The sequence below is a fragment of the Streptomyces sp. NPDC046859 genome (assembly GCF_040645135.1).
Taxonomy (GTDB): Bacteria; Actinomycetota; Actinomycetes; order Streptomycetales; family Streptomycetaceae; genus Streptomyces.
The window spans coordinates 19,720-46,719 of record NZ_JBEYXR010000027.1; the positions used below are offsets into that span (position 1 = coordinate 19,720).

Annotated in this window: 18 protein-coding genes and 1 other RNA gene; 8 read left to right on the plus strand and 11 right to left on the minus strand. The window is 73.5% G+C overall.

The genetic code is table 11. The features are described from left to right. Positions 1-14: 14 nt before the first annotated feature. From dacB to ftsE, 7 genes are all read right to left on the minus strand, one after another. On the minus strand, positions 15-1,607 hold the full coding sequence (dacB, locus tag ABZ899_RS29935) for a D-alanyl-D-alanine carboxypeptidase/D-alanyl-D-alanine-endopeptidase (RefSeq protein ID WP_361351939.1): 1,593 nt from the start codon (positions 1,605-1,607) through the stop codon (positions 15-17). Between the two features lie 49 nt (positions 1,608-1,656). Further along, positions 1,657-2,640, minus strand: coding sequence for a PHB depolymerase family esterase (locus ABZ899_RS29940; protein ID WP_361351942.1), 984 nt, complete (start codon positions 2,638-2,640; stop codon positions 1,657-1,659). Positions 2,641-2,828: 188 nt separating this feature from the next. After that, positions 2,829-3,197, minus strand: a transfer-messenger RNA (tmRNA) gene (ssrA, locus tag ABZ899_RS29945). Between the two features lie 89 nt (positions 3,198-3,286). After that, complete coding sequence (smpB, locus tag ABZ899_RS29950; RefSeq protein WP_361352076.1) at positions 3,287-3,829, minus strand: SsrA-binding protein SmpB; 543 nt, start codon at positions 3,827-3,829, stop codon at positions 3,287-3,289. Between the two features lie 59 nt (positions 3,830-3,888). Then, positions 3,889-5,055, minus strand: coding sequence for a S41 family peptidase (locus ABZ899_RS29955; RefSeq protein WP_361351945.1), 1,167 nt, complete (start codon positions 5,053-5,055; stop codon positions 3,889-3,891). Between the two features lie 68 nt (positions 5,056-5,123). Further along, the gene (gene ftsX, locus ABZ899_RS29960; RefSeq protein ID WP_361351948.1) at positions 5,124-6,041 is read right to left on the minus strand and encodes a permease-like cell division protein FtsX; all 918 of its coding nucleotides are present in this window, start codon (positions 6,039-6,041) and stop codon (positions 5,124-5,126) included. Positions 6,042-6,078: 37 nt separating this feature from the next. After that, positions 6,079-6,768: a cell division ATP-binding protein FtsE gene (gene ftsE / locus ABZ899_RS29965; protein WP_361351951.1), complete on the minus strand. Its 690-nt coding sequence runs from the start codon at positions 6,766-6,768 to the stop codon at positions 6,079-6,081. A 238-nt stretch (positions 6,769-7,006) separates the two neighbouring features. Here ftsE and ABZ899_RS29970 point away from each other — a divergent pair, with 238 nt between their 5' ends. Then, positions 7,007-7,198 carry a hypothetical protein gene (locus tag ABZ899_RS29970; RefSeq protein ID WP_361351954.1) on the plus strand — a complete coding sequence of 64 codons (192 nt, stop codon included), beginning with the start codon at positions 7,007-7,009 and terminating at the stop codon, positions 7,196-7,198. Between the two features lie 109 nt (positions 7,199-7,307). On the opposite strand, the gene ABZ899_RS29975 is transcribed toward ABZ899_RS29970, so the two are convergent. From ABZ899_RS29975 to ABZ899_RS29990, 4 genes are all read right to left on the minus strand, one after another. Beyond that, a complete protein-coding gene (locus tag ABZ899_RS29975) occupies positions 7,308-7,898 on the minus strand; it encodes a hypothetical protein (RefSeq protein WP_361351957.1) in 591 nt (196 codons plus the stop codon). A gap of 303 nt (positions 7,899-8,201) precedes the next feature. Next, positions 8,202-9,308 (minus strand): peptide chain release factor 2, encoded by a 1,107-nt coding sequence (gene prfB / locus ABZ899_RS29980; RefSeq protein ID WP_361351960.1) that lies wholly within the window; start codon positions 9,306-9,308, stop codon positions 8,202-8,204. 79 nt (positions 9,309-9,387) lie between these two features. After that, positions 9,388-10,629, minus strand: coding sequence for a serine/threonine-protein kinase (locus ABZ899_RS29985; protein ID WP_361351963.1), 1,242 nt, complete (start codon positions 10,627-10,629; stop codon positions 9,388-9,390). Between the two features lie 236 nt (positions 10,630-10,865). Next, positions 10,866-12,503, minus strand: a complete 1,638-nt coding sequence (locus ABZ899_RS29990) for a protein kinase (protein WP_361351966.1) — start codon at positions 12,501-12,503, stop codon at positions 10,866-10,868. Positions 12,504-12,861: 358 nt separating this feature from the next. Here ABZ899_RS29990 and ABZ899_RS29995 point away from each other — a divergent pair, with 358 nt between their 5' ends. The 7 genes from ABZ899_RS29995 (at position 12,862) to ABZ899_RS30025 (ending at position 26,987) form a co-directional block, all read left to right on the plus strand. After that, positions 12,862-16,170: an FHA domain-containing protein gene (locus tag ABZ899_RS29995; RefSeq protein ID WP_361352079.1), complete on the plus strand. Its 3,309-nt coding sequence runs from the start codon at positions 12,862-12,864 to the stop codon at positions 16,168-16,170. Positions 16,171-16,319: 149 nt separating this feature from the next. Further along, positions 16,320-17,696 carry an ABC transporter substrate-binding protein gene (locus ABZ899_RS30000; protein WP_361351969.1) on the plus strand — a complete coding sequence of 459 codons (1,377 nt, stop codon included), beginning with the start codon at positions 16,320-16,322 and terminating at the stop codon, positions 17,694-17,696. A gap of 4 nt (positions 17,697-17,700) precedes the next feature. Beyond that, positions 17,701-19,047, plus strand: coding sequence for a sugar ABC transporter permease (locus ABZ899_RS30005; protein WP_361351972.1), 1,347 nt, complete (start codon positions 17,701-17,703; stop codon positions 19,045-19,047). Then, entirely contained in the window at positions 19,044-19,958 is a 915-nt protein-coding gene (locus tag ABZ899_RS30010) for a carbohydrate ABC transporter permease (protein ID WP_361351975.1), read from the plus strand. Before ABZ899_RS30005 ends, ABZ899_RS30010 begins: the two co-directional genes overlap by 4 nt. A 168-nt stretch (positions 19,959-20,126) precedes the next feature. Next, positions 20,127-22,373: a bifunctional glycosyltransferase family 2 protein/CDP-glycerol:glycerophosphate glycerophosphotransferase gene (locus ABZ899_RS30015; RefSeq protein WP_361351978.1), complete on the plus strand. Its 2,247-nt coding sequence runs from the start codon at positions 20,127-20,129 to the stop codon at positions 22,371-22,373. Positions 22,374-22,543: 170 nt separating this feature from the next. Further along, the gene (locus ABZ899_RS30020) at positions 22,544-24,751 is read left to right on the plus strand and encodes a CDP-glycerol glycerophosphotransferase family protein (RefSeq protein WP_361351981.1); all 2,208 of its coding nucleotides are present in this window, start codon (positions 22,544-22,546) and stop codon (positions 24,749-24,751) included. A 1-nt stretch (position 24,752) separates the two neighbouring features. Next, positions 24,753-26,987, plus strand: coding sequence for a bifunctional glycosyltransferase family 2 protein/CDP-glycerol:glycerophosphate glycerophosphotransferase (locus ABZ899_RS30025; RefSeq protein WP_361351984.1), 2,235 nt, complete (start codon positions 24,753-24,755; stop codon positions 26,985-26,987). The last annotated feature ends 13 nt before the right edge of the window (positions 26,988-27,000 follow it).

Sequence of the window (27,000 nt, forward strand, 5' to 3'; positions counted from 1 at the left end):
GGGCCATCCTCCGTTCAGCACAGGGCGGGCTTGCGCCACGCGCACTCGAGGTCGCCGCGCCCCCCGCTCCTGAGCGCGGGAGCCGGCACCGCGGCCTCCTCCCGCGACCCGGCCAGGGTCACCACGATCGCGTCCTCCAGCGCCTTCACCGACGAGGCGAGGTAGTTGTTGAGGACGACGGCGAAGACGAGTTCGCGTCCGTCCGCGTCGGTGACATAGCCCGACAGGGCCGACGCGCCGGTCAACGACCCGGTCTTCGCGCGGGCGTTGAGCGCGGCCGGCGTCCCGCACATCCGCGAGCGCAGCGTGCCGCCGGTGAACCGGTCGGGATGGCAGGCGACGGGCAGCGCGCGGTACCAGTCGGCGTACCAGGGCTCGGCGCGCACGGCCCGCAGCAGCCGGACGAGCTGGTCCGCCGGGAAGGCGTCCATCCGCGACAGCCCCGAGCCGTCGACCTGCCGGATCCGGTCCCTGCCGACGCCGGCCCGCTCCAGATAGCCGCCGACCGCCGCGAGCCCGGCCTCCCAGGTGCCCTCCCGGGCGGCCGCGTACCCCATGGCCTTGGTGAGGATCTCGGCGTGCATGTTGTTGGACAGCTTCATGAACGGCACGAGCAGGTCCTTCAGCGGCATGGAGGTGTGCGAGGCCAGCCGCCGTGCGCCCGCGGGGGTCGGCCGGCCGAGCCGGGTGGGCCCGGTGACCGCGATGCCGTGGTCCGCGAGCGCCTCCCGGAAGACGGCGGCGGCGTAGCCGGTGGGCTCCCAGACGCTGATCCACTCCTTGGCCCCGGAGCCCCCGGCCGGAGTGGCCCCGGAGACCACCACGGTGTTCGTGCCGTGCTCCCGCTCGACGGTGAGCGTGTCCTCCCCGCCGGCGGCCACGGTCCTGGCGTCCACCTCGACGTCGACGTACCCGGTGTCGGGCGTGACGGTGACGACGGGCGCGTCGCCCGCCGACGCCCCCGGCCGCACGGTGACGATCACCGTGCCGGTGTCGTAGTCGGTGTCCGGTGCCAGACTCAGAGCGCTGATCTGCGCCGAGTAGTAGGCGGACTCGTCGTCGGCGGCCCAGGAGCGCCCGAGGCGCCGGTCGTCGAAGCGGGTGTCGTCGGCGACGAGCCGCCCCTCGACGCGGCGGACGCCGGACGCGGCCAGCCGGGCGGCGAGCCCGTCGAGGTCCTCGGCGAGCAGGGCCGGGTCCCCCGTGCCCCGCAGATACAGGTCCCCGTCGAGCACGCGGCCGTGACGCCGCCCGGTCGTCAGCACATCGGTGCCGAACCGGTGTCCGGGGCCGAGGACGTCCATCGCGGCGGCCGACGTGGCCAGTTTGGTGTTGGAGGCGGGCATCAGCCGGGTCGAGGGCAGGTGCTGGTACAGCACCTCCCCGGTGGCCGCGTCCGCGACGACGACGCTCGCCGTCCCGCCCTCCATCCGCGGGTCCCCGAGGACGGCGTCGACGGCCTCCGGCAGGCCGGAGCGGTCGGAGTCCGCGCCGGCCTGCGCCCCGGGCCCGAGGACGGCGGCGACCAGTGCCAGCGCCACCGGCCATCCCCACCTGCGGGCCCGGGAGGCGGGTCCTGTCCCACGATCGTTCACGGGTCTGCTCATGCCTCAGCAGCATCCCGGACGACGGACCGCGGCGACAGACCGCCTCGCCTCAGCCCAGCCCCCAGGCCCGGCCCATCCGGTAGGCGGCGCACAGGTTCACGTCGAGCAGATACGCCCCGGCGGTCCCGCACTGCTCGGCGCCGCTGCCGGGATCGACGGGCTGCCCGTGGCCCATCCCGGTGAGGCTGTACGTCTCCACGACCGCGCGCCCGGAGGCGTCCCGGAACACCTGGTGCGGGAACCCGGCGACCGTGTCGCCGACGTCGGCGGTCTGGTCGGTGCCGTGCACGTCGGTCCACTGCCGGGCCAGGTCGGTCATATTGACCGGCTTCACGGTGTAGTCGGCCGTGCCCTGGAAGGCGACGAGCGTGGGCCAGGGCCCGGTGTACCCGGGCCGCGCGGCCCGCACCCGGTCGCCCCACTGCCGGGCGGTCTGGGTGGCGCCGACGTACATGCAGACGTACGGCGACCCGGCGGCCTGCGCGCACCCGTACGGCAGCCCGGCCACGATCCCCCCGGCCGCGAACTTCTCCGGGTAGGCCGACATCATCACGGCGGTCATGCCGCCCCCGGCGGACAGCCCGGTCACCTGGACCCGGGAGGCGTCACCGGAGGTGTCGGCGAGCTGGCGGTCCACCATCTGCGCGATCGACGCGGCCTCGCCCTGGCCGCGCGCGATGTCCCCGGTCTGGAACCAGTTGAAGCAGGAGGAGAGGTTGTTGGCGGTCTGCTGCTGCGGCAGCACGACGGAGAACTTCCAGCGGTCGGCGAGCTGGATCCATCCGCTGCCGGTGCCGTACCCGGCGGCGTCCTGGGTGCACCCGTGCAGCGCGACGACCACCGGCCGGCCGGCGGGCAGTCCGTCGGGGACGTACCGGAACATGCGCAGGGCGCCGGGGTTGGACCCGAAGCCGGTCACCTCCTGGAGCGAGGCGGCGGCGGCCCGGCCGGGGGTGAGGAACGCGGCGGTCAGGGCGACCAGCAGGGTCACCAGGACGGCGAGTCGAGGTCGTGCGGCTCTGGTCGGTGTCATGCGGAAGGACCGTAGAAGCGCCTGCCGGACGCCGATATGGGGCCGGACACCACAACGGGCGTCTGCCGCATGGTGGCCTGTGACGCACCCCACACCCGGCGCGGCGGTGTCATGAACGACGCAGGCCCCGCCGCTCGGAAGCGACGGGGCCTGTGCCGACATGGGTGAGAGGGCCGGAGCCTTCTCGATCGTGGAGATGGCGGGAATCGAACCCGCGTCCAACGGTGCAAAAGCAGGGCTTCTCCGTGTGCAGTTCGCTGTGATTTTCTCGGCCCCGGCGATCACGCGAACAAGTCGCCGACGGGCCCAGTCACTGTTTGGTTTCCCTCTTCACCCCGTGACCGGGATCAAGGTTTAGTTCCCTAGCTGATGCCAGGATCCGGGTCGGGAACAGCCCCGGGCTGACACTTCGCAAGTCGCTACTTAGGCAGCGAGGGCGAAGGAATCGCGCTTGGTGTTGGCGATTATTTTTTGCGACATATGGTTTACGAGATCATTGCCGCTTCCTCGACACGCTTCCCCTGCTTCGACATCCGCTGTCGAAACCGATCATCCCCATGTGGTGTTTTCAAAAGCCGCACCCTCTGTGAGGTGCGATGCCATCGTACGTGACCAACGCCGGACGATGCCAGTGCATTCCCGCCCGTCACTGGCCCCGCTGCCGGCGCCGGGCCGCCGCGATCGCGCGGTCCGACTCCCGCCGGTCCTGCTTCTCCCGCAGGGTCTGCCGCTTGTCGTACTCCTTCTTGCCGCGCGCGAGCGCGATCTCGGCCTTGGCGCGCCCGTCCCTGAAGTACAGGGCGAGGGGCACGATGGTGTGCCCGGTCTCCTGGGACTTCGCCTCCAGCTTGTCGATCTCCTCCCGGTGCAGGAGCAGCTTGCGCTTGCGGCGCGCGGAGTGGTTGGTCCAGCTGCCCTGGTGGTACTCCGGGATGTGGGCGTTGTGCAGCCACGCCTCGCCCCCGTCGATCTGGACGAAGCCGTCGGTCAGCGACGTGCGGCCCTCGCGCAGCGACTTGACCTCGGTGCCCATGAGCACCAGACCGGCCTCGTAGGTGTCGATGATCGCGTAGTCGTGCCGGGCCTTCTTGTTCTGGGCGACGATCTTCTTGCTGCCGCCCTTCTCGCCGTCCCTGGCCTTCGCTGCGGACCCGCCCTGCTTGGGCTGGGACTCCTTCGGTACGTACATTCCCTTGCTCATAGTGCCGTCCATTTTCGCACTACGGACGGGGTCGGCGGGAAGCCGTTTTACGAGTCGCCGAGGCCGCTGAGGACCGTCTCGGCCCGCTGCAGGACCTGCTGGTCCGCCTCCAGGTCGGGTGCGATGCCCCGCCCGTCCACGGTCCGCCCGGACGGAGTGCGGTAGTGGCCGACGGTCAGCTCGGCCACGGACCCGTCGGGCAGCCGGCTCGGCATCTGCACGGAGCCCTTGCCGAAGGTGCGGCTGCCCACGACGACGGCGCGTCCGCGGTCCTGGAGGGCGCCGGTGAGCAGTTCCGCGGCGCTCATCGTGCCGCCGTCGACCAGCGCGACGAGGGGCCGGCCGGTGTCACCGCCCGGATCGGCGTGCAGGGCGCGCTGGTCGCCGTCGACGTCGTAGGTGGCGACGAGCCCGCCGTCGAGGAAGGCGGAGGCGGCCGTGACGGCCTCGGTGACCAGGCCGCCGGAGTTGCCGCGCAGGTCGAGGACGACCCCGGCGGCGGAGGGCGTCCGGCGCAGGGCGGCGCGCACGGCGTCCCCGCTGCCCTTGGTGAAGGAGGCGATCCGGATGACGGTGACACCGCCGGCGCCCTTCCGCACGGTGACCGGGTCGGTGGAGAGCCTGGCCCGGCGCAGGGTGAGCTCCCAGGCGCGGCCGCCGCGCTCCAGGCCCACCACGACGGACGTGCCGGCGGCCGCGTCCTGGGCGTCGCCCCTCAGCAGGGCGACGACCTCGCTGACGGGGCGGCCGTCGACCTTCGCGCCGTCGACGCTGCGCAGCCGGTCCCCCACCTTGATGCCGGCCTCGGCCGCGGGCGAGCCGGCGCGCACCTTCGTCACCTCGACGGCGTCGTCGCGCTGGCGCCGGGCCCACAGCCCGACCCCGGTGTACCGGCCGTCGAGGGCCTCCTGGAACTCCTCGTACTCGCCGCGGGAGTAGATGGCCCCCCAGCGGTCCCCGCTGCGGCTGACCGCCCGTTCGGCGGCCTCCACGGGGGACTTGCCGGCCGCCATGGCGTCGGCGGCGGCCGCGGCGACGTCCTCGTGCCGGGGCCCCGGGCTTGCCGAACGGGCGGTGCCGGACGGGGACTTCCGCTCGGGTCCGGGCAGGGAGCCGGTCGCCGCACCGGCGACGAGCACGCTCGCGAACACCAATGTCAGGGCGGCCCCGCGGCCGAAGCGGCGGGGCTGACAGAACGGGTCACGGCCTGACATGCCGGTGAGTCTAGGACAACGCGAAGGGGCCGCACGGTCCGATCCCCGTACGGCCCCCTTGGCGTTGGTCACACCTTGAGGTACTTGCGCAACGCGAAGAACGCCGCCAGCGCCGGCATCAGAAGGCTCGTGGCGAGGATGAGCGGCAGCTTGGTCAACACCGCGTCCCAGCCGATGAAGTTGATCAGATTGAGCTTCTCCGACAGGGCGAGGCCGTGGTCGATGATGAAGTACCGCGCGATCACCAGGAAGCCGCAGGCGACCGTGCCGCCGATGAGCCCGGCGACGGCGGCCTCCATGATGAACGGCGCCTGGATGTAGAAGCCGGAGGCGCCGACCAGGCGCATGATCCCGGTCTCGCGGCGCCGGCTGAACGCGGAGACCCGCACGGTGTTGACGATGAGCATGAGCGCGACGACGAGCATCAGCGCCATCACCGCCCGCGCGGCCCAGTTCATGCCGTTGAGCAGCCCGAAGAGGTTGTCCAGGATGCCCTTCTGGTCCTGCACGGACTGCACGCCGTCCCGCCCGTCGAAGGCGGTGGCGACGACCTCGTACTTCTCGGGGTCCTTCAGCTTGATCCGGTACGACTCCTGCATCTGGTCCGGCGTCAGCGAAGCGGCCAGCGGGGAGTCGCCGAACTGCTCCTTGTAGTGCTTGTACGCCTGGTCCTGGGACTCGTACGTCACCTCGTCGACGACCGTCATCTTGTCGAGGTCGGTGCGGATCTCCTTCTTCTGGTCCTCGGTGACCGCGCCCTTGGCGCAGTTGGGGTCGGACTCCGCGTCGCTCTTGTTGCAGAGGAAGACGGAGACGTTGACCTTGTCGTACCAGTAGCCCTTCATGGTGTTGACCTGGTCGCTCATCAGGAGCGACCCGCCGAACAGGGCGAGCGACAGGGCGACGGAGACGATGACGGCGAACGTCATCGTCAGGTTGCGGCGGAGACCGACACCGATCTCGGAGAGTACGAACTGGGCGCGCATGGCGTCTCTTTCAGGCCTTTCCGTGGACTGGTACGGGTCAGTGCTGGTAGCCGTAGACGCCGCGTGCCTGGTCGCGGACGAGGCGGCCCTTCTCCAGCTCGATGACGCGCTTGCGCATCTGGTCCACGATGTTCTGATCGTGCGTGGCCATCACGACGGTCGTGCCGGTCCGGTTGATCCGGTCCAGCAGCTTCATGATGCCGACGGAGGTCTGCGGGTCGAGGTTGCCGGTGGGCTCGTCGCAGATGAGCAGCTTGGGCCGGTTCACGAAGGCACGGGCGATCGCCACCCGCTGCTGCTCACCGCCGGACAGCTCGCCCGGCATCCGGTCCTCCTTGCCGCCGAGCCCGACGAGGTCGAGCACCTGCGGCACGGACTTGCGGATCTCGCCGCGCGACTTGCCGATGACCTCCTGCGCGAAGGCGACGTTCTCGCCGACGGTCTTGTTGGGCAGGAGGCGGAAGTCCTGGAACACCGTCCCGAGCTGGCGGCGGATCTGCGGCACCTTCCAGTTGGAGATGCGGGCGAGGTCCTTGCCCAGGACGTGCACCTGTCCGTGGCTGCACCGCTCCTCGCGGAGGACGAGCCGCAGGAAGGTGGACTTTCCGGAGCCGGAGGACCCCACGAGGAAGACGAACTCGCCCTTCTCCACTTCCAGGGACACATCCCTGAGTGCGGGGCGGGTCTGCTTGGGGTAGACCTTGGAGACGTTGTCGAATCGGATCACGGATGCACCACGGGTCGCCGGGGGTAGGTGTGCGTGACCATACGCGAACCGGGCGGGGGAGCGCAGGCACCGTAGGGGTTGTGTAAAGAGTTGTGCGCATTTGTACCGGTGCCGACTACGCCCTGAGAGAGCGCCCGCGCCCTTTGCGGGGGAACCTGGCACAGTAGGGAGAGAGGGGAACGTATCCGGGACCGGACCCGTTGAACCCCTCGGAGGGACAGCGCGAGGAGGGCGGCGCATGACGTACGACCGGTTGGTGTGCGCGAACTGCGCCGCACCCGTGAGCGAGGGCCGCTGCCCCGTCTGCCGGGCGAACCGCCAGCGGCTCCAGCAGGAGAACCCGTTCGCGAATCTGAACCCGATGGCGCTGGTCGCCCTGCTCGCGGTGCTGATCGCGGCGGTGGCCCTGCTGGCGCACCAGACGGTGTGAGGCACCACCTCCCCCACGAGCGGACATGACGAGGGGCCCGGAGCGAAGATCGCTCCGGGCCCCTCGGCCGTAAGGCGTCGCTCACGCGGTGTGCGCGTGACGGCTACCGTCAGGCAGCGGCACCGCCACGGCCGCCCACGAGGCGCGGCAGGAAGCGGAAGCCGACACCGCCGGCGATCATGGTGGCGGCGCCGACCAGCAGGAACGTGGTCTGCGCGGCACCCGTCTCGGCCAGCTCGGCGCCGCCGCCCTGAGCGGTGGTGCTGGTGCCGGTGGCGGCCGAACCGGTGTCGGTCAGGGAGGAGGAGCCCTCCTCCTGGGTGGACGTGCCACCGTCGGGGTCGGCGTTGTTGCCGCCGCCATTGCCGTTGCCGTTGCCGCCGCCGTTGCCGTTCCCGTTGCCCGGGTTGGACGGCTCGTCGGTGGGCTCGGTCGGCTCCTGCGGCTCCGTCGGCTCCTCGGTGGGCTCCGTCGGGATCGTCGGCTCTTCGGTCGGCGGGTCCGTCGGAACCTCGGTCGGCGGGTCCGTCGGCTCCTCGGTGGGCGGAGTGGTCGGGTCCTCGTCACCGCACAGGATGCCGAGGATGCAGTCCTCGGTCTCCGCGGCGGAGGCGGCGCCCGCGGCGGTCAGCGAGGCGCCGGCCGCGATCACGGCACCGGCGGCGAGGCGCGCGATACGGATCCGCGTCTTCTTGGTCATCTGGTTGCTACCCCCAGTAGCTGAATCGTCAGAGAGGCGGCGTTCAGGGGCCGGCCGTGATCGACGGAGGTAACGCAACTCGAGCCCCCCGGTTCACATGCGCCCCAGAAATACGCATGCCACGCTTCACCATTCCCATTTTTCAAGAGCACGTCAAGGCCGTTGCGGGCGCGATGTCCAACTACGGGTTCTTTGGCTGGGGTTGGAAGCTGTGAGTGTGATGTAAAACCCAGACATGCGGGTACACAAAAGGCAACTGCCGCCGGTTCGGCGGCAGTTGCCTTGTCGACATATGACTTTCTCTTACTTCTCCTGCTGCTTGCGCCAGCGAATCCCGGCCTCCAGGAAGCCGTCGATCTCGCCGTTGAAGACGGCCTCGGGGTTGCCGACCTCGTAGTCGGTCCGCAGGTCCTTGACCATCTGGTACGGGTGCAGCACGTACGACCGCATCTGGTTGCCCCAGGAGTTGCCGCCGTCGCCCTTGAGGGCGTCCATCTTGGCCTGCTCCTCCTGGCGGCGCCGCTCCAGCAGCTTGGCCTGGAGGACGTTCATCGCGGTGGCCTTGTTCTGGATCTGCGACCGCTCGTTCTGGCAGGAGACGACGATGCCGGTCGGGATGTGCGTCAGCCGCACGGCGGAGTCGGTGGTGTTGACGCCCTGTCCGCCGGGGCCCGAGGACCGGTACACGTCCACGCGCAGCTCGGTTTCGTCGATCTCGATGTGGTCGGTCTGCTCGACCACGGGCAGCACCTCGACACCGGCGAACGAGGTCTGGCGACGGCCCTGGTTGTCGAACGGCGAGATGCGCACCAGCCGGTGCGTGCCCTGCTCGACCGAGAGGGTGCCGTAGGCGTACGGCACCTGCACGGCGAAGGTGGTCGACTTGATGCCGGCCTCCTCCGCGTACGACGTCTCGTAGATCTCGGTCTTGTAGCCGCGCTGCTCGGCCCAGCGCAGGTACATCCGCTGGAGCCGCTCCGCGAAGTCGGCGGCGTCGACGCCCCCGGCCTCCGCGCGGATGTTGACCAGCGCCTCACGGGAGTCGTACTCACCGCTCAGGAGCGTGCGGACCTCCATCTCGTCCAGCGCCTTGCGGACGGCGGCGAGCTCGGACTCGGCCTCGGCACGGGTGTCCGGGTCGTTCTCCTCCTCGGCCATCTCGAACAGCACGGCGAGATCGTCGATCCGCCCGCGCAGGGCCTCGGCCTTCCTCACCTCCGCCTGGAGGTGGGAGAGCTTGCTGGTGATCTTCTGCGCTTCGTCCGGGTTGTCCCACAGGGACGGCGCGGCCGCCTGCTCCTCGAGCACGGCGATGTCTGCCCTCAGCTTGTCGAGGTCCAGAACGGCCTCGATCGACTCCATGGTCGAGGAGAGGGACTTGAGCTCTTCGGATACATCGACGACTGCCACGCCTCCAGCGTAACGGCTCCGCCGGGCGGCGAGCTCCGGGTGCCGCCCCCGCCGGGCGCCCCGCCCCGCGGGGAGCGCGTCAGGGGGCCGCGGGAGCCGTGGTCCGGGTGTCCTGCGGGCTCGCCCCGGCGTCGTCGTCCGAGACCGCCAGCCAGGTCCCCACGCCCGCCGCGGCCACCAGCACCACCGCGGCCCCGCCCAGCGCCAGCCGGCGCCGCCTGGTCGCCGCGCGGTGACGGGCCGAGCCCGGCCGCGGGGCGCCCGCCGCGCGCGGCACCCGTGCCGTGCCGCGGGCGCCGCCGGCCAGCTCGTCCGGGGCCGGGACCCGCATCGAGGTGTGCGTGTCCCGGTTGGAGCCGGCCGGCCGGGCGCCCGGCACCAGCGGCACCGCGCCCCGGCGCCGCACCCGCTCCCCCGCCGGGTCGGCCGGGCCCGCGGCCGGGACCTCCTCCTGCTCCGGCTCCCCGTCGGGCTCGTCCACGTCGAGCGGCGGCATCCCGGCGACCAGCGGCAGCAGCTCGCGCAGCCGCGCCCCGAGCTCGGAGGCGCGCAGCCGGGAGGCGGGGGCCTTGGCCAGGCACTGGACGATCAGCTGCCACAGCTCGTCGGGGATGCCGGGCAACGGCGCCACCGTCTCCGTGACGTGGCGGCGCAGCACCGCGCCGGGGTGGCCCCCGCCGAACGGGGTGAAGCCGGCCAGCAGCTCGTAGAGGACGGTGGCGAGGGCGTAGATGTCCACCGCCGCGCGGGGCGGCAGGCCCTCGACGATCTCCGGTGCCAGGTAGTCGGGGGTGCCGATGATCTTCGTGGCGCGGGTGCGGCGCGGGGAGTCGATGAGCTTCGCCACACCGAAGTCGGTCAGCAGGGCCGGGTGGGCGCCGCCGGGGCCGAGGGGGCCCTGCATGTCCAGCAGGATGTTCTCCGGCTTCACGTCCCGGTGCACGACACCGGCCGCGTGGGCCGCGGCCAGGCCGTCGGCGACGTCGGCGACGATCGCCACCGCCGCCTCGGGCGCGAGCCTGCGGTCCCGGTCGAGCCGGGTGCGCAGGTCGGTGCCGCGGACCAGGTCCATGACGAGCGCGAGGTCGTTGCCGTCGACCACCAGGTCGCGGACGGAGACGACGTTCGGATGCTCGAGGCCGAGCAGGGCCGTGCGCTCCTGCACGAACCGCCCCACGAGCTCCTGGTCGGAGGCGAGGTCCTCGCGCAGCAGCTTGACGGCGACGGGGCCCTCCGGTCCCTCGCCCAGCCACACCGTGCCGGCGCTGCCCCGCCCCAGGATCTGGTTGGCGGTGTACCGGCTGCCGATCTTCCGTGCCAAGACTGCTCCTACCGACCGTTGTGCCGCCGCTGCGTCCTGCCGGGGGCCGACCCCCGGACCCCCAGACGGCAGACCCTGGGAACCCCCGGTCGACAAAACTACGCGGTCGGGTGGCCGGCCTTCACCGCGGAGGCGGAAATCACCGCCGGATGTCGACAAATCCCCAGACACGCAAAGGCCGTACGGTCCCCGGTGGGGTCCGTACGGCCGTCAGCGGTCGTCGTCGCGCGGGTGGGTCAGCCGGTGCCCGAGCCACCGCCCGAACCGCCGCCCGAACCCCCGCCGAGGTCGCCGATCCAGTCGGTCACCGTGCCGACCCAGCTGCTGAGCTGCTCCCAGTAGCCCTTGCCGGTGCCGATCCACTCCTGCAGCGGGCTCAGTTCCCACACCAGCCAGCCGGCGACGAAGAGGATGACGATCGTGAACAGGCAGCCCTTCAGGCAGCCCAGACCGGGGATGCGCATCGGGTTGCCGCCGCGGCGGCGCGGCTCACGCGGCTCGCGCTGCGGGCGCTGCGGCTCGGGCGCGTAGCGCTGCGGAGCCTGCTGCGGCCGGCGCGGCGGGGCGTAGGGCTGCGGCTGGTGCTGCTGCGGCTGCGCGTAGCCGCCCTGCCGGCCGCGCTGCGGCGGACGCTGCTGGGGCTGGGGGGGCTGCTGGGGCTGCGGCTGGGGACGGGCCACCTGCCGCTGGGGGCGGCGGCGCAGCGGGTCCTGGCTCGGGTCGAGGTACTGGACCTGGGTCTGTTCGTTGCGGTCCCGGGCGGCCCGCAGCTGGTTCTGCCAGGGGTGCGGGTCCTCGGGGCCGGGCCCGCCGGGCGGCCCGTGCGGCACCGGCGGCATCACCGCCGTCGGATCGGCGGCGCCGGTGTGCGGCAGGACGCTGGTCGCGCCGTTCGGGTCGAAGGAGCCCGCGCCGTGCGGCAGCACCTGGGTCGGGTCGGCCGAGCCCGGCACGGGGGCCGGGGACGGGTCCGGGGCGAGGAGGGCGCCGACGCCCTCGGCGGCGGCGATCTGCGCGGAGTTCGCGTGCACGCCGATGCCGTCGGCGACCACGCGCAGGGCGCGGGCGAGGTTCCCGGCGCTGGGCCGGTCGTCGGGGTTCTTGCGCAGGCAGCGCTCTATGACGGTCCACAGCGGGTCGGGGACCGTGGAGGGGCGGCGCGGTTCGGCGCTCAGGTGCTGGTGCAGCACTTCGAGGGCGGAGCCGCCGCCGAACGGCGGACGTCCGGTGACCAGCTCGTACAGCAGGATGCCGGCGCCGTAGATGTCGACGGCGGAGGTCTGCGGGCGGCCCTCGGCGGACTCGGGCGCGACGTAGGCGGGCGTCCCGACGAACTCGTGGGTGCGGGTCAGCCCCGGGGAGTCGGCGAGGCGGGCGATGCCGAAGTCGGTGAGCAGCGGGTGCATCTCGCCGCCCCGCTGGCGCAGCAGGACGTTGGCGGGCTTCAGGTCGCGGTGGACGACGCCGTCGGCGTGGCTGGCGGCGAGCGCGTCGGCGATCTGGGCGGTGAGCAGGGAGGCCGCGACCGGGGTGAAGGGGCCGTTCTCCCGCAGGTAGCGGTGCAGGTCGGGGCCCTCGACGAGGTCCATGACCAGGGCCAGCAGCTCGCCCTCGACGACCAGGTCGCGGACCCGGACGATGTTGGGGTGGGTCAGGCGCAGCAGCACGGACCGCTCGCGCAGGAAGCGCATGACGATGTCCGCGTCGCCGGCGAGCTCCTCCTTGAGGACCTTGATCGCGACCGTCTCGCCGGGCTGACCCGGCACGGCCGCCTCGGCGCCCGCGGTCTCCCGCTGGCGGGCTCGCCAGACGGTCCCCGTGGCGCCGCGACCCAGCGGCTCCTCGAGGATGTACTTGCTGCCTACCGGCCGCACGTCGCGCTCCCTGCTGCTTGCCTACGTTCCGACCCACTGTAGTGCCGTGCCCCCGGGCGCCGGCGGTCGTCATTCTGTGCGTCTTACGTACGGCCTCCCGTACATGTTCGAAGGAAAGACGCTCGGCTCAGTCCGGTGGTTGCCGCGAACGGACGTGAGCGATCTCAAGTGATCACCGGCAGGGCCGTTGTCCGGCACTTTTGCGGGCAGAGCCGACCAATCAAGATCACTTGTCTTCGGGTGGGGGGCGGGTTGTCGGTGGCAGGTGCGAGGATGCGGGGAGTACTGGCCGATGTGCTCGTGTGGGGTGGGGTGGTTCCGTGCCCGCGCCCGCGCGCAGAAGGGACCGCTGACGCCGATGCAGATCCGGCTGACCGTCGTAGACCCGCTGGCCCCGCCCTCCACGGCTCGCGGCGCCGCCGCGAGCTGCGACGTGCTGGTCACGGCGCCCGCGGGCACGGCCCTGTCGGCGGTGGCCTCGGCCCTGGCCTCCGCGGTGTCCGGCGAGAGCGGCTCCTCCCGCACCGGCGAGGGCGAGCGCGGCGGCGGCCCGGTCGTGCTCTACGCGGGCGCCGAGCGGCTCGACGACCGGCGCAGCACCCTCGGCGAGCCCCCGCTGACCGACGGCGCGGTGCTGTCCCTGGGCGCCCCGGCGGCGCCCGAGCCCCACCCCGAGCTGGACGAGGCCCCGACCCAGCTGCATGTCGTGGCCGGCCCGGACGCGGGCGGCGTCCACCTTCTGCACGGCGGGGAGATCCGCGTCGGCCGCTCCGCCGACGCCGACGTCCCGCTGGACGACCCGGACGTCTCCCGGCTGCACTGCGCGGTCACGGTCGGCGCGGACGGCCGCGTCGCGGTCGCCGACCTCGGCTCGACGAACGGCACGACGCTCGACGGCACCCGGCTGACCACCCGCCCGGTGCGGTTCGTCCCCGGCGCGCTGCTGCGCGTCGGCGAGTCCACGCTGCGGCTCGCGCCGGCCGGCGGCCCGGGCGCGCGGGTGCCCACGGAGCCGGACGGCGAGGGACACGTGCGCGTGGGCCCGCGGGGCGGCGAAGGCACCGGCCCGGCGGTGCACGCGCGCGTGACGGACGGCACCCCGGCCCCCGCCGACGGCCCGGCCGCCCGGGAGCACACCCCGGGCGAAGCGCCCGTCGTCCCCGCGCAGGGCGGGGCGCCGCGAGCCGGGCGGCCCGGCCCGCACGGCTCCGTCCCGCGCCCGCGCGCCGGTGACACCCACGCCACCGGCTTCGAGGTGGGCCCGCTCGACGGGCCCCGCCCGGTGCCGGACGCCGGCCGCCGGGACACCGAGCCGCGCGGCACCGACGTGGCGGCGGGCGCGCGCAGGCGCGGTGGCCTGTCGGCCTGGGCGCGGCGGCTGGCCGGCGGACGCGGCGAGCCGGAGCCCGCCGCGGACGAGACGTACGAGGACGAACCGGCCGATCCGGCCGAGCCGTCCGGCCCCACCGCGGCGGGGCGCGGCGCGATGCTGCCCGAGACCTGGCCGGACCCGGCGTCGCTGCTGCTGACCGCCCTCGGCCCGGGCCCGCGCCTCTGGGAGCGGGCCCACGGCCACCCCGAGGCCCTCACGGTGCGGCTCGGCACCGCCGACCGCGCGGCGCCCGACGGCTCGGGCCTGCTGCCGGCCGTGCCGGTGACCGCCGATCTGCGTGAGGCCGGGGCGCTGGGGCTGGCCGGGCCGCGCGAGCGCCTCGCCGGGTTGACCCGCGCCGTGCTCGCCCAGCTCGCCGCGCTGCAGTCGCCGGACACCCTGGAGATCGTGCTGGTCAGCGCGGACCGGGCCCGCCCGGTGCCCGAGCGCACCGCCGAGTGGGCGTGGCTGGGCTGGCTCCCGCACGTCCGCCCGGGCCACGGCCAGGACTGCCGGCTGCTGCTGGCCTACGACCGCGAACAGGCCACCGCGCGCGTGGAGGAGCTGCTGCGGCGCCTGGAGGATCTGACGGGCCGTGACGACGACGCCCGGGCGCCGGAGGGCCGGGTACCCGCACCGCGCGCCGCCGGGCACCGCCCCTCCTGGGCGCGGGCCGGCGAACCGGCCGCCGGGGCACCGGAGTTCACCGGCCCGTACTCCGTGCTCGTCGTGGACGGCGATCCCGGCGGCGCGGACCTGCGCGAGGCGGTGGCCCGGCTGGCCCTGGAGGGCCCGCGGGCGGGCATCCACGTGGTGTGCCTCGCCGAGACGGCGGCGGCGTCCCCCGCCTCCCCGGTCACGGACACCTACGAGGCGGCCTGCGCGGTGGCCCCGGCGTTCCGCGCCTGCGGCGCGGTCGCGCTGCTCAGCGGTGACGTGGCGACGGCCCTGCGGCTGATGCGGGTGGCGCCCGACGGGGGTGCGCCCGGCGCGGCCGAGACAGGCCGTGACGGCGCGGCGCGCGGCCCGGTCGGCCACGGCACGGTGGCCACCGTGGACGCCGTGTCCCTCGCCTGGGCGGAGCGTTTCGCGCGGGCGCTGGCGCCGCTGCGCACGGAGCGGGCGGCCGGGAAGGGCCGGGTGCGGGTGTCCGTGCCGCTGCCCCAGTCGGCGCGGCTGCTGGACGAGTTGGGGCTGGCGCGGGCCACCCCGGCGTCCCTGATGGCGCGTTGGGCCGACGCGGCCGACGACACCGAGGCGCTGGGCGGCCGGGTGAACGCCGTGCTCGGCGCGGGACCGCACGGGCCGGTCGGCGTGGACCTCGGCGCCGAGGGGCCGCATCTGCTGGTGGAGGGGCCGCCCGCCGCCGGGCGCACCGAGCTGCTGCGGGCCGTCGTCGCGTCGCTCGCGGCGGCGGAGCGGCCGGACCGGCTGGGCGTCGTGCTGATCGACGGCCGTGACACCGTCTGCGCGGGCGGCGGTCACGGCGAGGGCCTGGGCGTGTGCACGGACGTCCCGCATGTCACCACGCACCTCAGCGCCAACGACCCGGTCCGGATGCGGGAGTTCGCGCAGTCGCTGAGCGCCGAGCTGAAGCGGCGTGCCGAGCTGCTCGGGCGGTCCGACTTCACCGAGTGGCACACCGGCCGGGCGCTGACCGGCCGGATGATCGCACAGCGGACGGCCGGGGCGGGTGCCGGTGACGGCGATCTGGAGTCGCCGCCCAGCGCGACGATCCGGCTGCGGCCGGGCGCGGCCCGCCGTCAGGCGGACGCCGTGCCGCCGCTGCCCCGGCTCGTGGTGGTCGTGGACGACCTGGACGCCCTGGTCCACCCCTCCCTGGGGTCGCCGGGCCGGCCGGCCGCCGGGTCGGTGATACGCGCGCTGGAGGCGGTGGCCCGGGACGGCGAGCGGCTCGGCGTGCACCTGGTGGCCGCGACCGGACTCGGGGGCCGGGCGGCGGAGTCGGAGCTCGCCCGGCGGGCCACCCTGAGGGTGACGCTGGACGCCGTGACGACCGGCCCGGACGCCCCGGCGCCCGGGCGGGGCCGGCTCGTCCGGGCGGACGGGCGGGCCATGCCGTTCCAGGCCGGCCGGGTCACCGGCCGTATCCCGCGCACGGCGACGCTGCGGCCCACGGTCGTCCCGCTGGAGTGGCACCGCATGGGTGACCCCCCGGCCAGGCGCCCCGTCCGCGAGCTCGGCAACGGCCCCACCGATCTGGCCCTGCTGGCCAGCGCCTTGGAGCGGGCGGCCCGCGAGGTCTCGGCCGCCGAGGTGCCTTCCCTGCTGTAGACGGCCCGTCGCCGGGTGCCTGGTCACGAGGCGGTCACGATCCCCGGGTTGACAGAGGACGCGCTCTTGCCGACCCCCAGGGCAGGGCGTAGACCAGACCCACGGGACAGCGCTCGAACGTTCGACGAGGCACGAAGAACGGGGCAGTGATGCACAGCACGAGCAGCAAGAACCGGACACGCAGGGCCGCCAGGGCCGCGGCGGCCGTCTTCGCCGGCGCCCTCGCCCTCTCCCTCACCGCCTGCGGCGGCGACGACAAGGACAACGGCAAGGAACAGGACGGCGGCAAGGATTCCGCCTCCACCGTCACCCTGCCCAAGCTCGACGGCGAGACCCTTGAGGTCGCGGCCGTCTGGACGGGTGCCGAGCAGGCCAACTTCAAGAAGGTCCTCGCGGAGTTCGAGAAGCGCACCGGCGCGACGGTCACGTTCGTCCCCGCCCAGGACCCCATCATCAACTTCCTCGGCTCCAAGGTCGCGGGCGGCCGGCCGCCGGACATCGCCATGCTGCCCCAGCCCGGCGCCATCAAGCAGGCCGTGGACAAGAAGTGGGCCAAGCCGCTCGGCGCCGAGGCGCTCAAGGAACTCCAGGAGAACTACTCCCAGGGCTGGCAGGACATCGGCAAGGTCGGCGGGAAGCAGTACGGCGTCTACTACAAGGCCGCCAACAAGTCCCTGGTCTGGTACAACGCGAAGACGTTCGAGAACGCGGGCGCCGCCGAACCCAAGACCTGGGACGAGCTCCTGACGACCGCTCAGACGGTGTACGACTCGGGTGTCACCCCGTTCTCCGTCGGCGGCGCCGACGGCTGGACGCTCACGGACTGGTTCGAGAACGTCTACCTCTCCCAGGCCGGTCCCGAGAAGTACGACCGGCTGGCGAAGCACGAGATCAAGTGGACGGACCCGTCCGTGAAGGACGCGCTGACCGCGCTCGCCCAGGTGTGGGGCAAGAAGGACTACGTGGCGGGCGGCGCCGAGGGCGCGCTCCAGACGGACTTCCCGACCTCGGTCACCCAGACGTTCACCGGCGGCGACCAGCCGAAGGCCGCCATGGTCTACGAGGGCGACTTCGCGCAGGTCAACATCACGCAGGCGAAGGCGGACGTCGGCACCGACGCCAAGGTCTTCCCGTTCCCGACGGTCGGTGACACCGCGCCGGTCGTCTCCGGCGGCGACGCGGCCGTCATCCTGGAGGACTCGAAGGCGGCGCAGGCGCTGGCCACCTTCCTCGCCTCCCCGGACGCGGCGACGATCCAGGCGAGGCTCGGCGGCTATCTGTCGCCGAACAAGAGCGTGGACAACGCGGCGTACCCGAACGAGGTGCAGCGCACGATGGCGAAGGCGCTCATCGACGCCGGTGACGACTTCCGCTTCGACATGTCCGACCAGGCGCCGCAGGCGTTCGGCGGCACGCCCGGCAAGGGCGAGTGGAAGGCGCTGCAGGACTTCCTGAAGAACCCGTCGGACGTCGCGGGCACCCAGCGGAAGCTGGAGGCCGACGCGGCCGCGGCCTACGGAAACTGACGCGATGGCGTCGGTACGGGCGGCGGGGGCCCCTTCGGCCCCTGCCGCTCCCGAGTCGCGCAAGAGCGTGACCGGCACCCGCAGAACCGTGGCGCTGCTGTTCCTGCTGCCCGCCCTGGTGCTGCTCGGCGCGCTCGTGGTGTACCCGATCGGGTACTCGGTGATCCGCAGCTTCTACGACCAGTCCGGCGACGGCTTCGCCGGGTTCGACAACTACCAGGCCCTGTTCACGGACGACGGCATCCGCACCGCCCTGAAGAACAACGTCCTCTGGGTGGTGTTCGCCCCGACCGTCGCGACCGCGCTCGGCCTGGTCTTCGCGGTGCTCACCGAACGGGTCAGCTGGGGCACGGCGTTCAAGCTGGTCGTCTTCATGCCGATGGCGATCTCCATGCTGGCGGCGGGCATCATCTTCCGGCTGGTGTACGACCAGGACCCGGACAAGGGCGTCGCCAACGCGGTGTGGGTGGGCGTCCACGACACGTTCGCGCAGTCGTCGGCGTTCCCCAAGGCCCACCCGGGCCGGGAGTCGCCCCTGCAGGCGGCGCCGGGCGGCGGTTTCCTCACCGAGGACCCCGTCAGCGCCGGCACCCCGGTCTCCCTGCCCCTCGTCGGCGTGGCCCCCGACAAGATGCCGGACAGCGCCGCGAAGGCCGGCCGGGCGAAGGCGGAGCCGGGCAAGGTCACCGGCACCACCTGGCAGGACTTCACACGCGGCAAGGGCGTCGGCACCCTCGGCGGCATCGACCCGGCCGAACTCGGCTACGCCGGGATGAAGATCGAGGCGGTCAAGGACGGCGCGGTCGTGGCCTCCACGACGGCCGCCGACGACGGCACGTTCACCCTGCCGGCCGCGGCGGACGGGGCCCGGCTCCGACTCCCGGCCGACAACTTCAAGGAGCCGTACAACGGCGTGGACTGGCTCGGCCCGTCCCTGGTGACCCCGGCCATCATCGGGTCGTACATCTGGATGTGGGCCGGTTTCGCGATGGTGCTGATCGCGGCGGGGCTCGCGGGCATCCCCCGCGATCTGCTGGAGGCGGCCCGCGTGGACGGCGCCAACGAGTGGCAGGTGTTCCGCCGGATCACGGTGCCGCTGCTCGCGCCCGTCCTCGCGGTCGTCACCGTCACCCTGATGATCAACGTGCTGAAGGTGTTCGACCTGGTCTTCATCATCGCCCCGGGCTCCTCGCAGGACGACGCGAACGTCCTCGCGCTTGAGCTGTACCGCAAGGGCTTCTCCGAGGACCAGCCCGGTGTCGCGAGCGCCATCTCGGTGTTCCTGCTGCTGCTGGTGATCCCGGTGATGTGGTTCAACGTCCGTCGGCTCAGGCGGGAGGTGCGGCGATGAGTGCGGACGCCGGCAGGCTGACCGGGGCGGCGCAGGAGCCGCTCGCCGTCGTCGAGGGCGAACGCACCCTCGGTGCCCGGCTCGTCTCCTTCGTCAGCGGCGGACTGGTGCGGGTGTTCCTGATCGTCGTGGGCCTGTTCTGGCTGGTCCCGACGATCGGGCTGCTGCTGTCGTCGCTGCGGCCGCCCGAGGAGATGTCCGCGAGCGGCTGGTGGGAGGTCTTCAGCAAACCGTCCCAGCTCACCTTCGACAGCTACGACAAGCTCCTCGGCAACGGCGACATCACGGACTCGCTCCTGAACACCGTGCTGATCACGGTCCCGGCGACGCTCCTCGTGGTGATCATCGGCGCGCTCGCGGGCTACGCGTTCGCGTGGATGGAGTTCCCGGGCCGCGACTGGTGGTTCCTGGGCGTGGTCGGGCTGCTGGTCGTGCCGGTGCAGGTGGCCCTCATTCCGATCGCCGAACTCTTCGGCAATATCGGCATCTTCGGCTCCCTGATCGGGGTGGTCCTCTTCCACGTCGGGTTCGGACTGCCGTTCGCGGTGTTCCTGCTGCGGAACTTCTTCGCCGAGATCCCCCGGGAGCTGCTGGAGGCGGCGCGGCTGGACGGCGCGGGTGAACTGCGCCTGTTCTTCCGGGTCGTGATGCCGCTCGGCGGTCCGGCCGTCGCCGCGCTCGGCATCTTCCAGTTCCTGTGGGTGTGGAACGACATGCTGGTGGCGCTGATCTTCACGGACGCCGACAGCCAGCCGATCACGGTCGCGCTGCAGACGCAGGTACGGCAGTTCGGCAGCAACGTCGACGTCCTGGCGCCCGGCGCGTTCATCTCGATGGTGATCCCGCTGGTCGTGTTCTTCGCCTTCCAGCGGCAGTTCGTGTCCGGTGTGATGGCCGGCGCGGTCAAGTAGACGCTGACGCACCGCGTTTCGACGGGGGCGGGCCGGTACCGGCCCGCCCCTCGCCGTTCACCCGACCGGTCCCTCGGATGCCTCGGATCGCGTAACCAACTCACTCCATCGGCCGTTCCCGGCACGGCGACAGCGCCCGTCGTCCCCGGCCGACCGAGTGGATGTGCCTTGCCCAGGTTCAGTGTCATCGTCCCCGCGTACAAGGTGCAGGCGTATCTGCACGAGTGCCTGGAATCGGTGCTCACCCAGTCGTACCCGGACCTCGAACTGATCGCGGTGGACGACTGCTCGCCGGACGCGTGCGGCGCGATCATCGACGAGTTCGCGGCCCGCGATCCGCGGGTGCGCGCCGTGCACCTGCCGCGCAACCGCGGTCTGGGCCCCGCGCGCAACGCCGGCATGGCCGAGGCCACCGGCGACTACCTGGTCTTCCTCGACAGCGACGACACCCTCACCCCGGACGCCCTGCAGGCCATCGCCGGCCGGCTGAAGGAGACGGGCGAGCCCGACGTCCTGGTCTACGACTACGCGCGCACCTTCTGGACCGGCGAGACGGTGCGCAACCAGGCCGCGGCCCAGCTCGCCGAGGAGGGCCCGGCGCCCTTCCGGCTGACGGACCGGCCCGGCCTGCTGCGGCTGCTGATGGTCGCCTGGAACAAGGCGTACCGCCGGGAGTTCGTCGAGGCCGAGGAGCTGGCCTTCCCCACCGGCTACTACGAGGACACGCCCTGGACGTACCCGGTGCTGATGTCGGCCGGGTCGATCGCGACCCTGGACCGGGTGTGCGTGCACTACCGGCAGCGGCGCCGCGGCGGCATCCTCGGCACGGTCAGCCGCCGGCACTTCGACGTCTTCGAGCAGTACGACCGGGTCTTCGCGTACGTCGACCAGCGCCCCGAGCTCGCCCGCTGGCGGCCGCTGCTGTTCCGGCGGATGGTGGACCACCTGGTCGTGGTGTTCGCCCGCCGGGACCGCCTGCCGCGCCGCAACCGCGCCGAGTTCCTGCGCAAGGCCCGTACGTACTACCGGCGTTACCACTGCCCCGCCGGCCCGTTGCCGCCGCTGGTGCGGCTGCACCACGCCCTGGTCCGGATGGGGCTGCACCGCACGTACCACGTGCTGCGGTGCACGGCGGCCCTGCTCCGCCGTGCCGCGCGGACGGCCGTCCGGCTGCGCAGGGCCCTGCGGGCGGGCGCCCTGCGCCTGCACTACCGCGTGCAGCGCTGTCTGCCGGTGCGCGCGGACCGTGCCGTGTTCGCCGCGCACGGCGTACCCTGCCACGGCTGCCACCCCGGCGCCCTGGAGCGGGCGTTCCGCGCCCACGCCCCGCACATCCGCACCGCCTGGGTCACCGGCGGTGCGGATGTGCGGGGCGCCCTGCCGTCCGGTGTGCGCCCGCTGCGTCCGGACACCGCCGCCTACTGGACGGCGCTGGCCCGCTCCCGGTACCTGGTGCACAACGCGGCCTTCGACCGCCGGCTGGTCAAGCGGCCCGGCCAGGTGCTGGTGCAGACCCGGCGCGGCACCCCGCTCAAGCGCACGGGCCTCGACCTGCGCGGGTGCCCCGGCGCCGACCCGGACCCCGGCGGGCTGCTGGAGGACGTCGACCGGTGGGACTACCTCGTCTCCCCCAGCCGGCACGCGACCCTGACCTGGGAGCGCGCCTTCCCCGGCGCGTACACCGTCCTGGAGTACGGCAACCCGCGCGCGGACGTGTTCCTGCGGGCCACCCCGGCGGACATGAGCCGGGTCCGCCGGAAGCTCGGCGTGCCGGAGGACGCGGTCGTGATCCTCTACGCCCCGACCTCCCGCGCCTACCGCCGCACCCCGGTCGACCTGCACCGCGTGGTGCGCCGGCTGGGGCCGCGCCACATCGTCCTGGCCCGCGCCCCGCACGGCCACGACGGCCCGCTCGCCGCCCCCTCGGACCGGGTCCTCGACGTGACCGGCCACCCGGGCGTCGAGGAGCTGTGCCTCGCCTCGGACGCGCTGGTCACGGACTACTCGTCGATCATGGTCGACTACGTCTGCCTGGACCGGCCGGTCGTGCTCCTCACCGACGACTGGGAGACCCACGAGGCGGTCCGGGGCACCTACGTCGATCTGCGGGCCTGTCCGCCGGGCGCGGTGGCGCGCGGCGAGGACGAGCTGATCGACATCTTCACGTCCGGTCACTGGCGCGGGTCGCGTTCGGCGGAGCTGCGGACCGCGTTCCGCCGGCGCTTCTGCCCGCACGACGACGGCCGGGCCGCCGAGCGGGTCGTCCGGCACGTGGTGCTCGGCGAGCCCGGCAGCCCTCCGGTGGTGCCGCCCGCCCGGCGGCCGGTGCCGCCCCCGGCCGCGTCGCGTCCGCGGGCCCCGCTGGGGGCGGTGCCGCAGCCGGCTTCGCCCCGGACCGTCACCGAGACCCACTGAACGGCGTTGTCCCCGAGAGGAGTCCGCATGCCCTCCAGTCCGTCACGGCCCACGCCGAGCCGTCCGCAGACCCGGCGCCCCGCCGGGCGGCCCGGCCGGTGCCGGGCCCGCTGACCCGGTCCGAACCGTCGTCGGCACGGCCGCCCCCGCACCTCGACAGAAAGAGCAGTATGCCCCGCTTCAGCGTCATCGTTCCGTCCCATGGTGTCGCGGGCCGGTTGTCCCGGGCGCTGGACTCGGTCCTCACCCAGTCCTTCGGCGACGTCGAGCTGATCCCGGTCTGCGACGGCCCCGACTGCCCGGCGGCGGACGTCGTCTCCCGGTACGCCGGGCGGGACCGCCGGGTGGTGCCGGTGCACGCGCCGCCGTCCGAGGGGACGGCCGGGGCACGCAACACGGGGCTGCGCTCCGCCACCGGTGACTGGGTGCTGTTCCTGGACGGCGACGACGAGCTGGCGCCGGGCGCGCTGGCGGCCCTGGCCGGGCGGCTGCCCGCGACCGGCGCCCCGGACATCGTGTACTACGGGCACGAGCGGGTCCCCTGGTGGACGGGCGAGCCGGCAGAACCGGCCGCGCGGCTGCTGGCCCGCGCGCCCGACGGGGTGTTCCCGCCCGAGCGGGTCCCGTGGCTGACCGGGGTGGGGCTGCCCGCCTGGAGCGCGGCCTACCGGCGGGCCTTCCTCGCCGGGCATGGAATCACCTTCCCCGGCGGCCACTTCACCGACGTCGGCTTCGGCGGACTGGCCGCCCTGGCCGCCGAGCGGATGGCGGTGCTGCGCCGGGTCGTCGTACGGCACCGGCTGCGGCGGCAGGGCAGCCGGCTGAACCGGCCGGGCGCGCACCACGCCGAGCTGCTGGACCAGGTGGAACTGGTGCTGACCCGGGCCGCCGAACAGGGGCTTTCGGCGCGCCGCCACGGGCCGCTGTTCATGGAGTTGTTCGCGGCCGTGCTGAAGACGGCCGCCCATCCGCGACGGCTGCCGCACGGGCGGCGCGCGTTCTTCCGCCGGGCCGGTGTGCTGTACCGGCGGCACCGCCCGGCCGGGTTCCGGGCCCCGGGCGGCAGTCCGGGGGTGCAGCACCGCCTGCTGGCGGGCGGCGCGTACGCCGCGTTCCGGGCGCTGCGCGCGGCCAACCGGGCGGTGAGCGGGGTCCTCGCGCGGGTGCCGCGCCCGCACGGGCCGCGCACCCGGCTGCGCTACCGGCTCCAGCTCCGCCGCCCCCTGGACCGCGACCTCGCGGTGTACTGCGCGTACTGGGGCCGCGGCTACCTCTGCAACCCGGCCGCGATCCACGCCAAGGCCCGCGAACTGGCCCCGCACCTCCGCTCGGTGTTCCTGGTGGAGGCGGAGCAGGCGGCCACGATGCCCGAGGGCGTGGAGTACGCGGTGATCGGCAGCCGCACGTACTGGGACGTGCTGGCCCGCGCCGCGTACCTGGTGAACAACGCCAACTTCGCGGACGCCGTCGTCAAGCGCCCGGGGAGCGTGCACCTGTCCACCCAGCACGGCACGCCGCTGAAGAGGATGGGCGCCGACCAGGCGACGTACCCGGTGGTGGCCGCCGCGACCGGAAGCTTCGCCCGGCTGCTGGCCCGCGTGGACCGCTGGGACTACAACCTGACCTCCAACCGGCACTCCACGGAGATGTGGGAGAGCGCCTACCCCGCCGTCCACGAGACGCTGGAGTACGGCTATCCGCGCAACGACGTCTACTACACGGCGACCGCCGAGGACGTCGCCCGCGTCCGGCGCGAGCTCGGCGTCCCCGAGGGCAGGAAGGCCCTGCTGTACGCGCCGACGCACCGCGACCACGCCTCCGGCTTCGAGCCGGGCCTGGACCTCGGGGCGCTGTGCGAGGAGATCGGCGACGAGTACGTCGTGCTGCTGCGCGCCCACTACTTCTACGACCGGGGCGACCAGCGGGGCTCCGGCCGGATCATCGACGTCACCGGGCACCTGTCCTCGGAGGAGGTGTGCCTGGCCGCGGACGCGCTGATCACCGACTACTCGTCCATCATGTTCGACTACGCCAACCTGGACCGGCCGATCGTCGTGTACGCCGACGACTGGGACGTCTACCGGGAGGTGCGGGGCGTCTACTTCGACCTGATGCAGGCGCCGCCGGGCCGGGTGGCGCGCACCCCGGGCGAGCTGGCGGCGCTGCTGCGGGACGGCTCGTACGCGGACGAGGAGGCCCGGGCGCTGCGGGCCGCGTTCCGGGAGCGCTTCTGCCAGTTCGACGACGGGCGCGCCGCCGAGCGCGTGGTGCGCCGGGTGCTGCTGGGCGAGCCGCCCGAGGCGCTGCCCCCGGTGGTCCCGCTCGCCGAGCGCGTCCCCGCCCCCTCCCCCGCCGCGACGACCCTCGCCAGGAGCTGACGTGCCCCGCTTCAGCGTCATCGTGCCCGTCTTCAAGGTGCAGGGCTTCCTGCGGGAGTGCCTGGACTCGGTGCTCGGGCAGTCGTACAGCGATCTGGAGGTGATCGCGGTCGACGACCGCTCCCCCGACGGCTGCCCCGCCATCCTGGACGGCTACGCCGAGCGCGACGCCCGCGTACGGGTGCTGCACCTTCCGGAGAACGTGGGCCTGGGCCGGGCCCGCAACGCGGGTCTGGCGGAGGCGAGCGGCGACTACGTGCTGTTCCTGGACAGCGACGACCGCTACACGCCGGGTCTGCTGGAGGCGGTCGACGCCCGGCTGACGGCGGCCGACGAGCCCGACGTCCTGGTCTTCGACCATGTGCGCACCCACTGGTGGGGCCGCGGGGGCCGCAGCGAGGCCGCCGACCTGCTGGCGGCGGCCGGGACGGACGTCGTCCGTGTCCGGGAGAGCCCCCAGTACCTGCGACTGTTCCTGGTCGCCTGGAACAAGGCGTACCGCCGGGACTTCTTCCTGGAGCACGGGCTGCGGTACGCGCCGGGCCTGTACGAGGACGCGCCGGTCACCTACCGCTCGATGGTGCTGGCCGACCGGATCGTGTGCCTGGAGCGGATCGGCGTCGAGTACCGGCAGCGCCGGCAGGGCGCGATCACCAGGACGCCGGGGCGGCGGCACTTCGACATCTTCCCCCAGTACGACGGCCTGTTCGCCTTCCTGGAGGAGCGACCGGACCTGGCGTGGGCGCGGCCCCTGCTGTTCGAGCGCGCGCTGGACCACATGCTGTTCGTGCTGGCCCGCGAGGACCGGGTGCGGCCCGCGGACCGGCCGGACTTCCACCGCGAGATCCGCGCCTTCCACGCCCGGCACCTCCCCGAGGGCTTCGTCCCGCCGGAGGGCCGGCGCGGCACGGAGATGCGGCTGCTGGCGGCGGCGCCCTACGCCTCGTACGCGGCGGTCCGCGGACTGCGCGAGCTGCGGCGGGTGGCCGGGGGCGGTGGCCGCAAGGTGACGCGGGCGGTGTCGGGGCGGGCGCACCGCGCCTGGTACGCGGCCTGTTCCCGGCGTCCGCTGGATCCGGATCTCGCCGTCTACTCGGCGTTCTCGCACCGGGGCGTGCTGGGGGATCCGGCGGCGATCCACGCCAAGGCGCGGGAGATCGCCCCGCACCTGCGGGGCGTGTGGGTGGTCCGGGAGGACGCGGTGGCGGAGCTGCCGGACGGCACGGACTTCGTGACGCCCGGTTCGCGGCGCTTCCACGAGGTCATGGCGCGGGCGACGTACTGGGTGAACAACGTCAACTGGCCGGGCACGCTGGCCAAGCGGCCGGGCAGCGTGCACATCCAGACCCACCGGGGCACCCCGCTGAAGTACATGGGGGCCGACCTGCTGACCAAGCCGGGCGCCCGGCACGGGTTCGACGTGCCGAAGATGCTGCGGCGGGCGGACCGCTGGGACTACAGCCTGGTGGCGAGCCGGCACGCGGAGCTGGTGTGGGAGCGGGCCTACCCGTGTCACTTCACCTCGGTCAGGACGGGCAGCCCGCGCAACGACGTGCTGGTCACCGCGGGTCCGGAAGCGGTCGCGGCGGCCCGGGAGCGGCTCGGGGTGCCGGCCGGGAACACCGTGGTGCTGTACGCGCCGACCCGGCGTGACTACCGCAAGGGCGGGCACGTCGACCGGATCGACCTGGCGCGGTTCGCCCGCGACCTCGGTGCCGATCGCACGCTGGTGGTGCGGCTGCACCCGTCGCTCGCGCAGGGCGTCGCGCGAGGGCTGGGGCTGGCGGATCTGCACCGCCGAGGCGTGCTGGTCGACGCGACGGACGTGCCGCGGGCCGAGGACGTGCTGCTCGCGGCGGACGTCCTGGTCACCGACTACTCGTCCCTGATGTTCGACTACGCCCTGCTGGACCGGCCCCTCGTGGTCCACGCGGACGACTGGGGGGCGTTCACGGCGAGCCGGGGCGCCTATGTCGACCTCACGGCCGAGGCGCCGGGGCATGTGACGCGTTCGTACGGGGAGTTGGCGGAGGTGTTCGCGTCCGGGGCGTGGCGGGACGGGGAGTCGGCGCGGTCCCGGCGTCGGTTCCGGGAGCGGTTCTGCGAGTTCGACGACGGGCTGGCCGCCGAGCGGGTCGTGCGGACGCTGATGCTGGGCGAGCCGATGCCGGGACGGGCGGGGACGGGCCGGGTGCCGGGTCCGGCGGGCCCGCGGTCGCTCCTTGACGCGCGCTGACCGGCATCCGCAG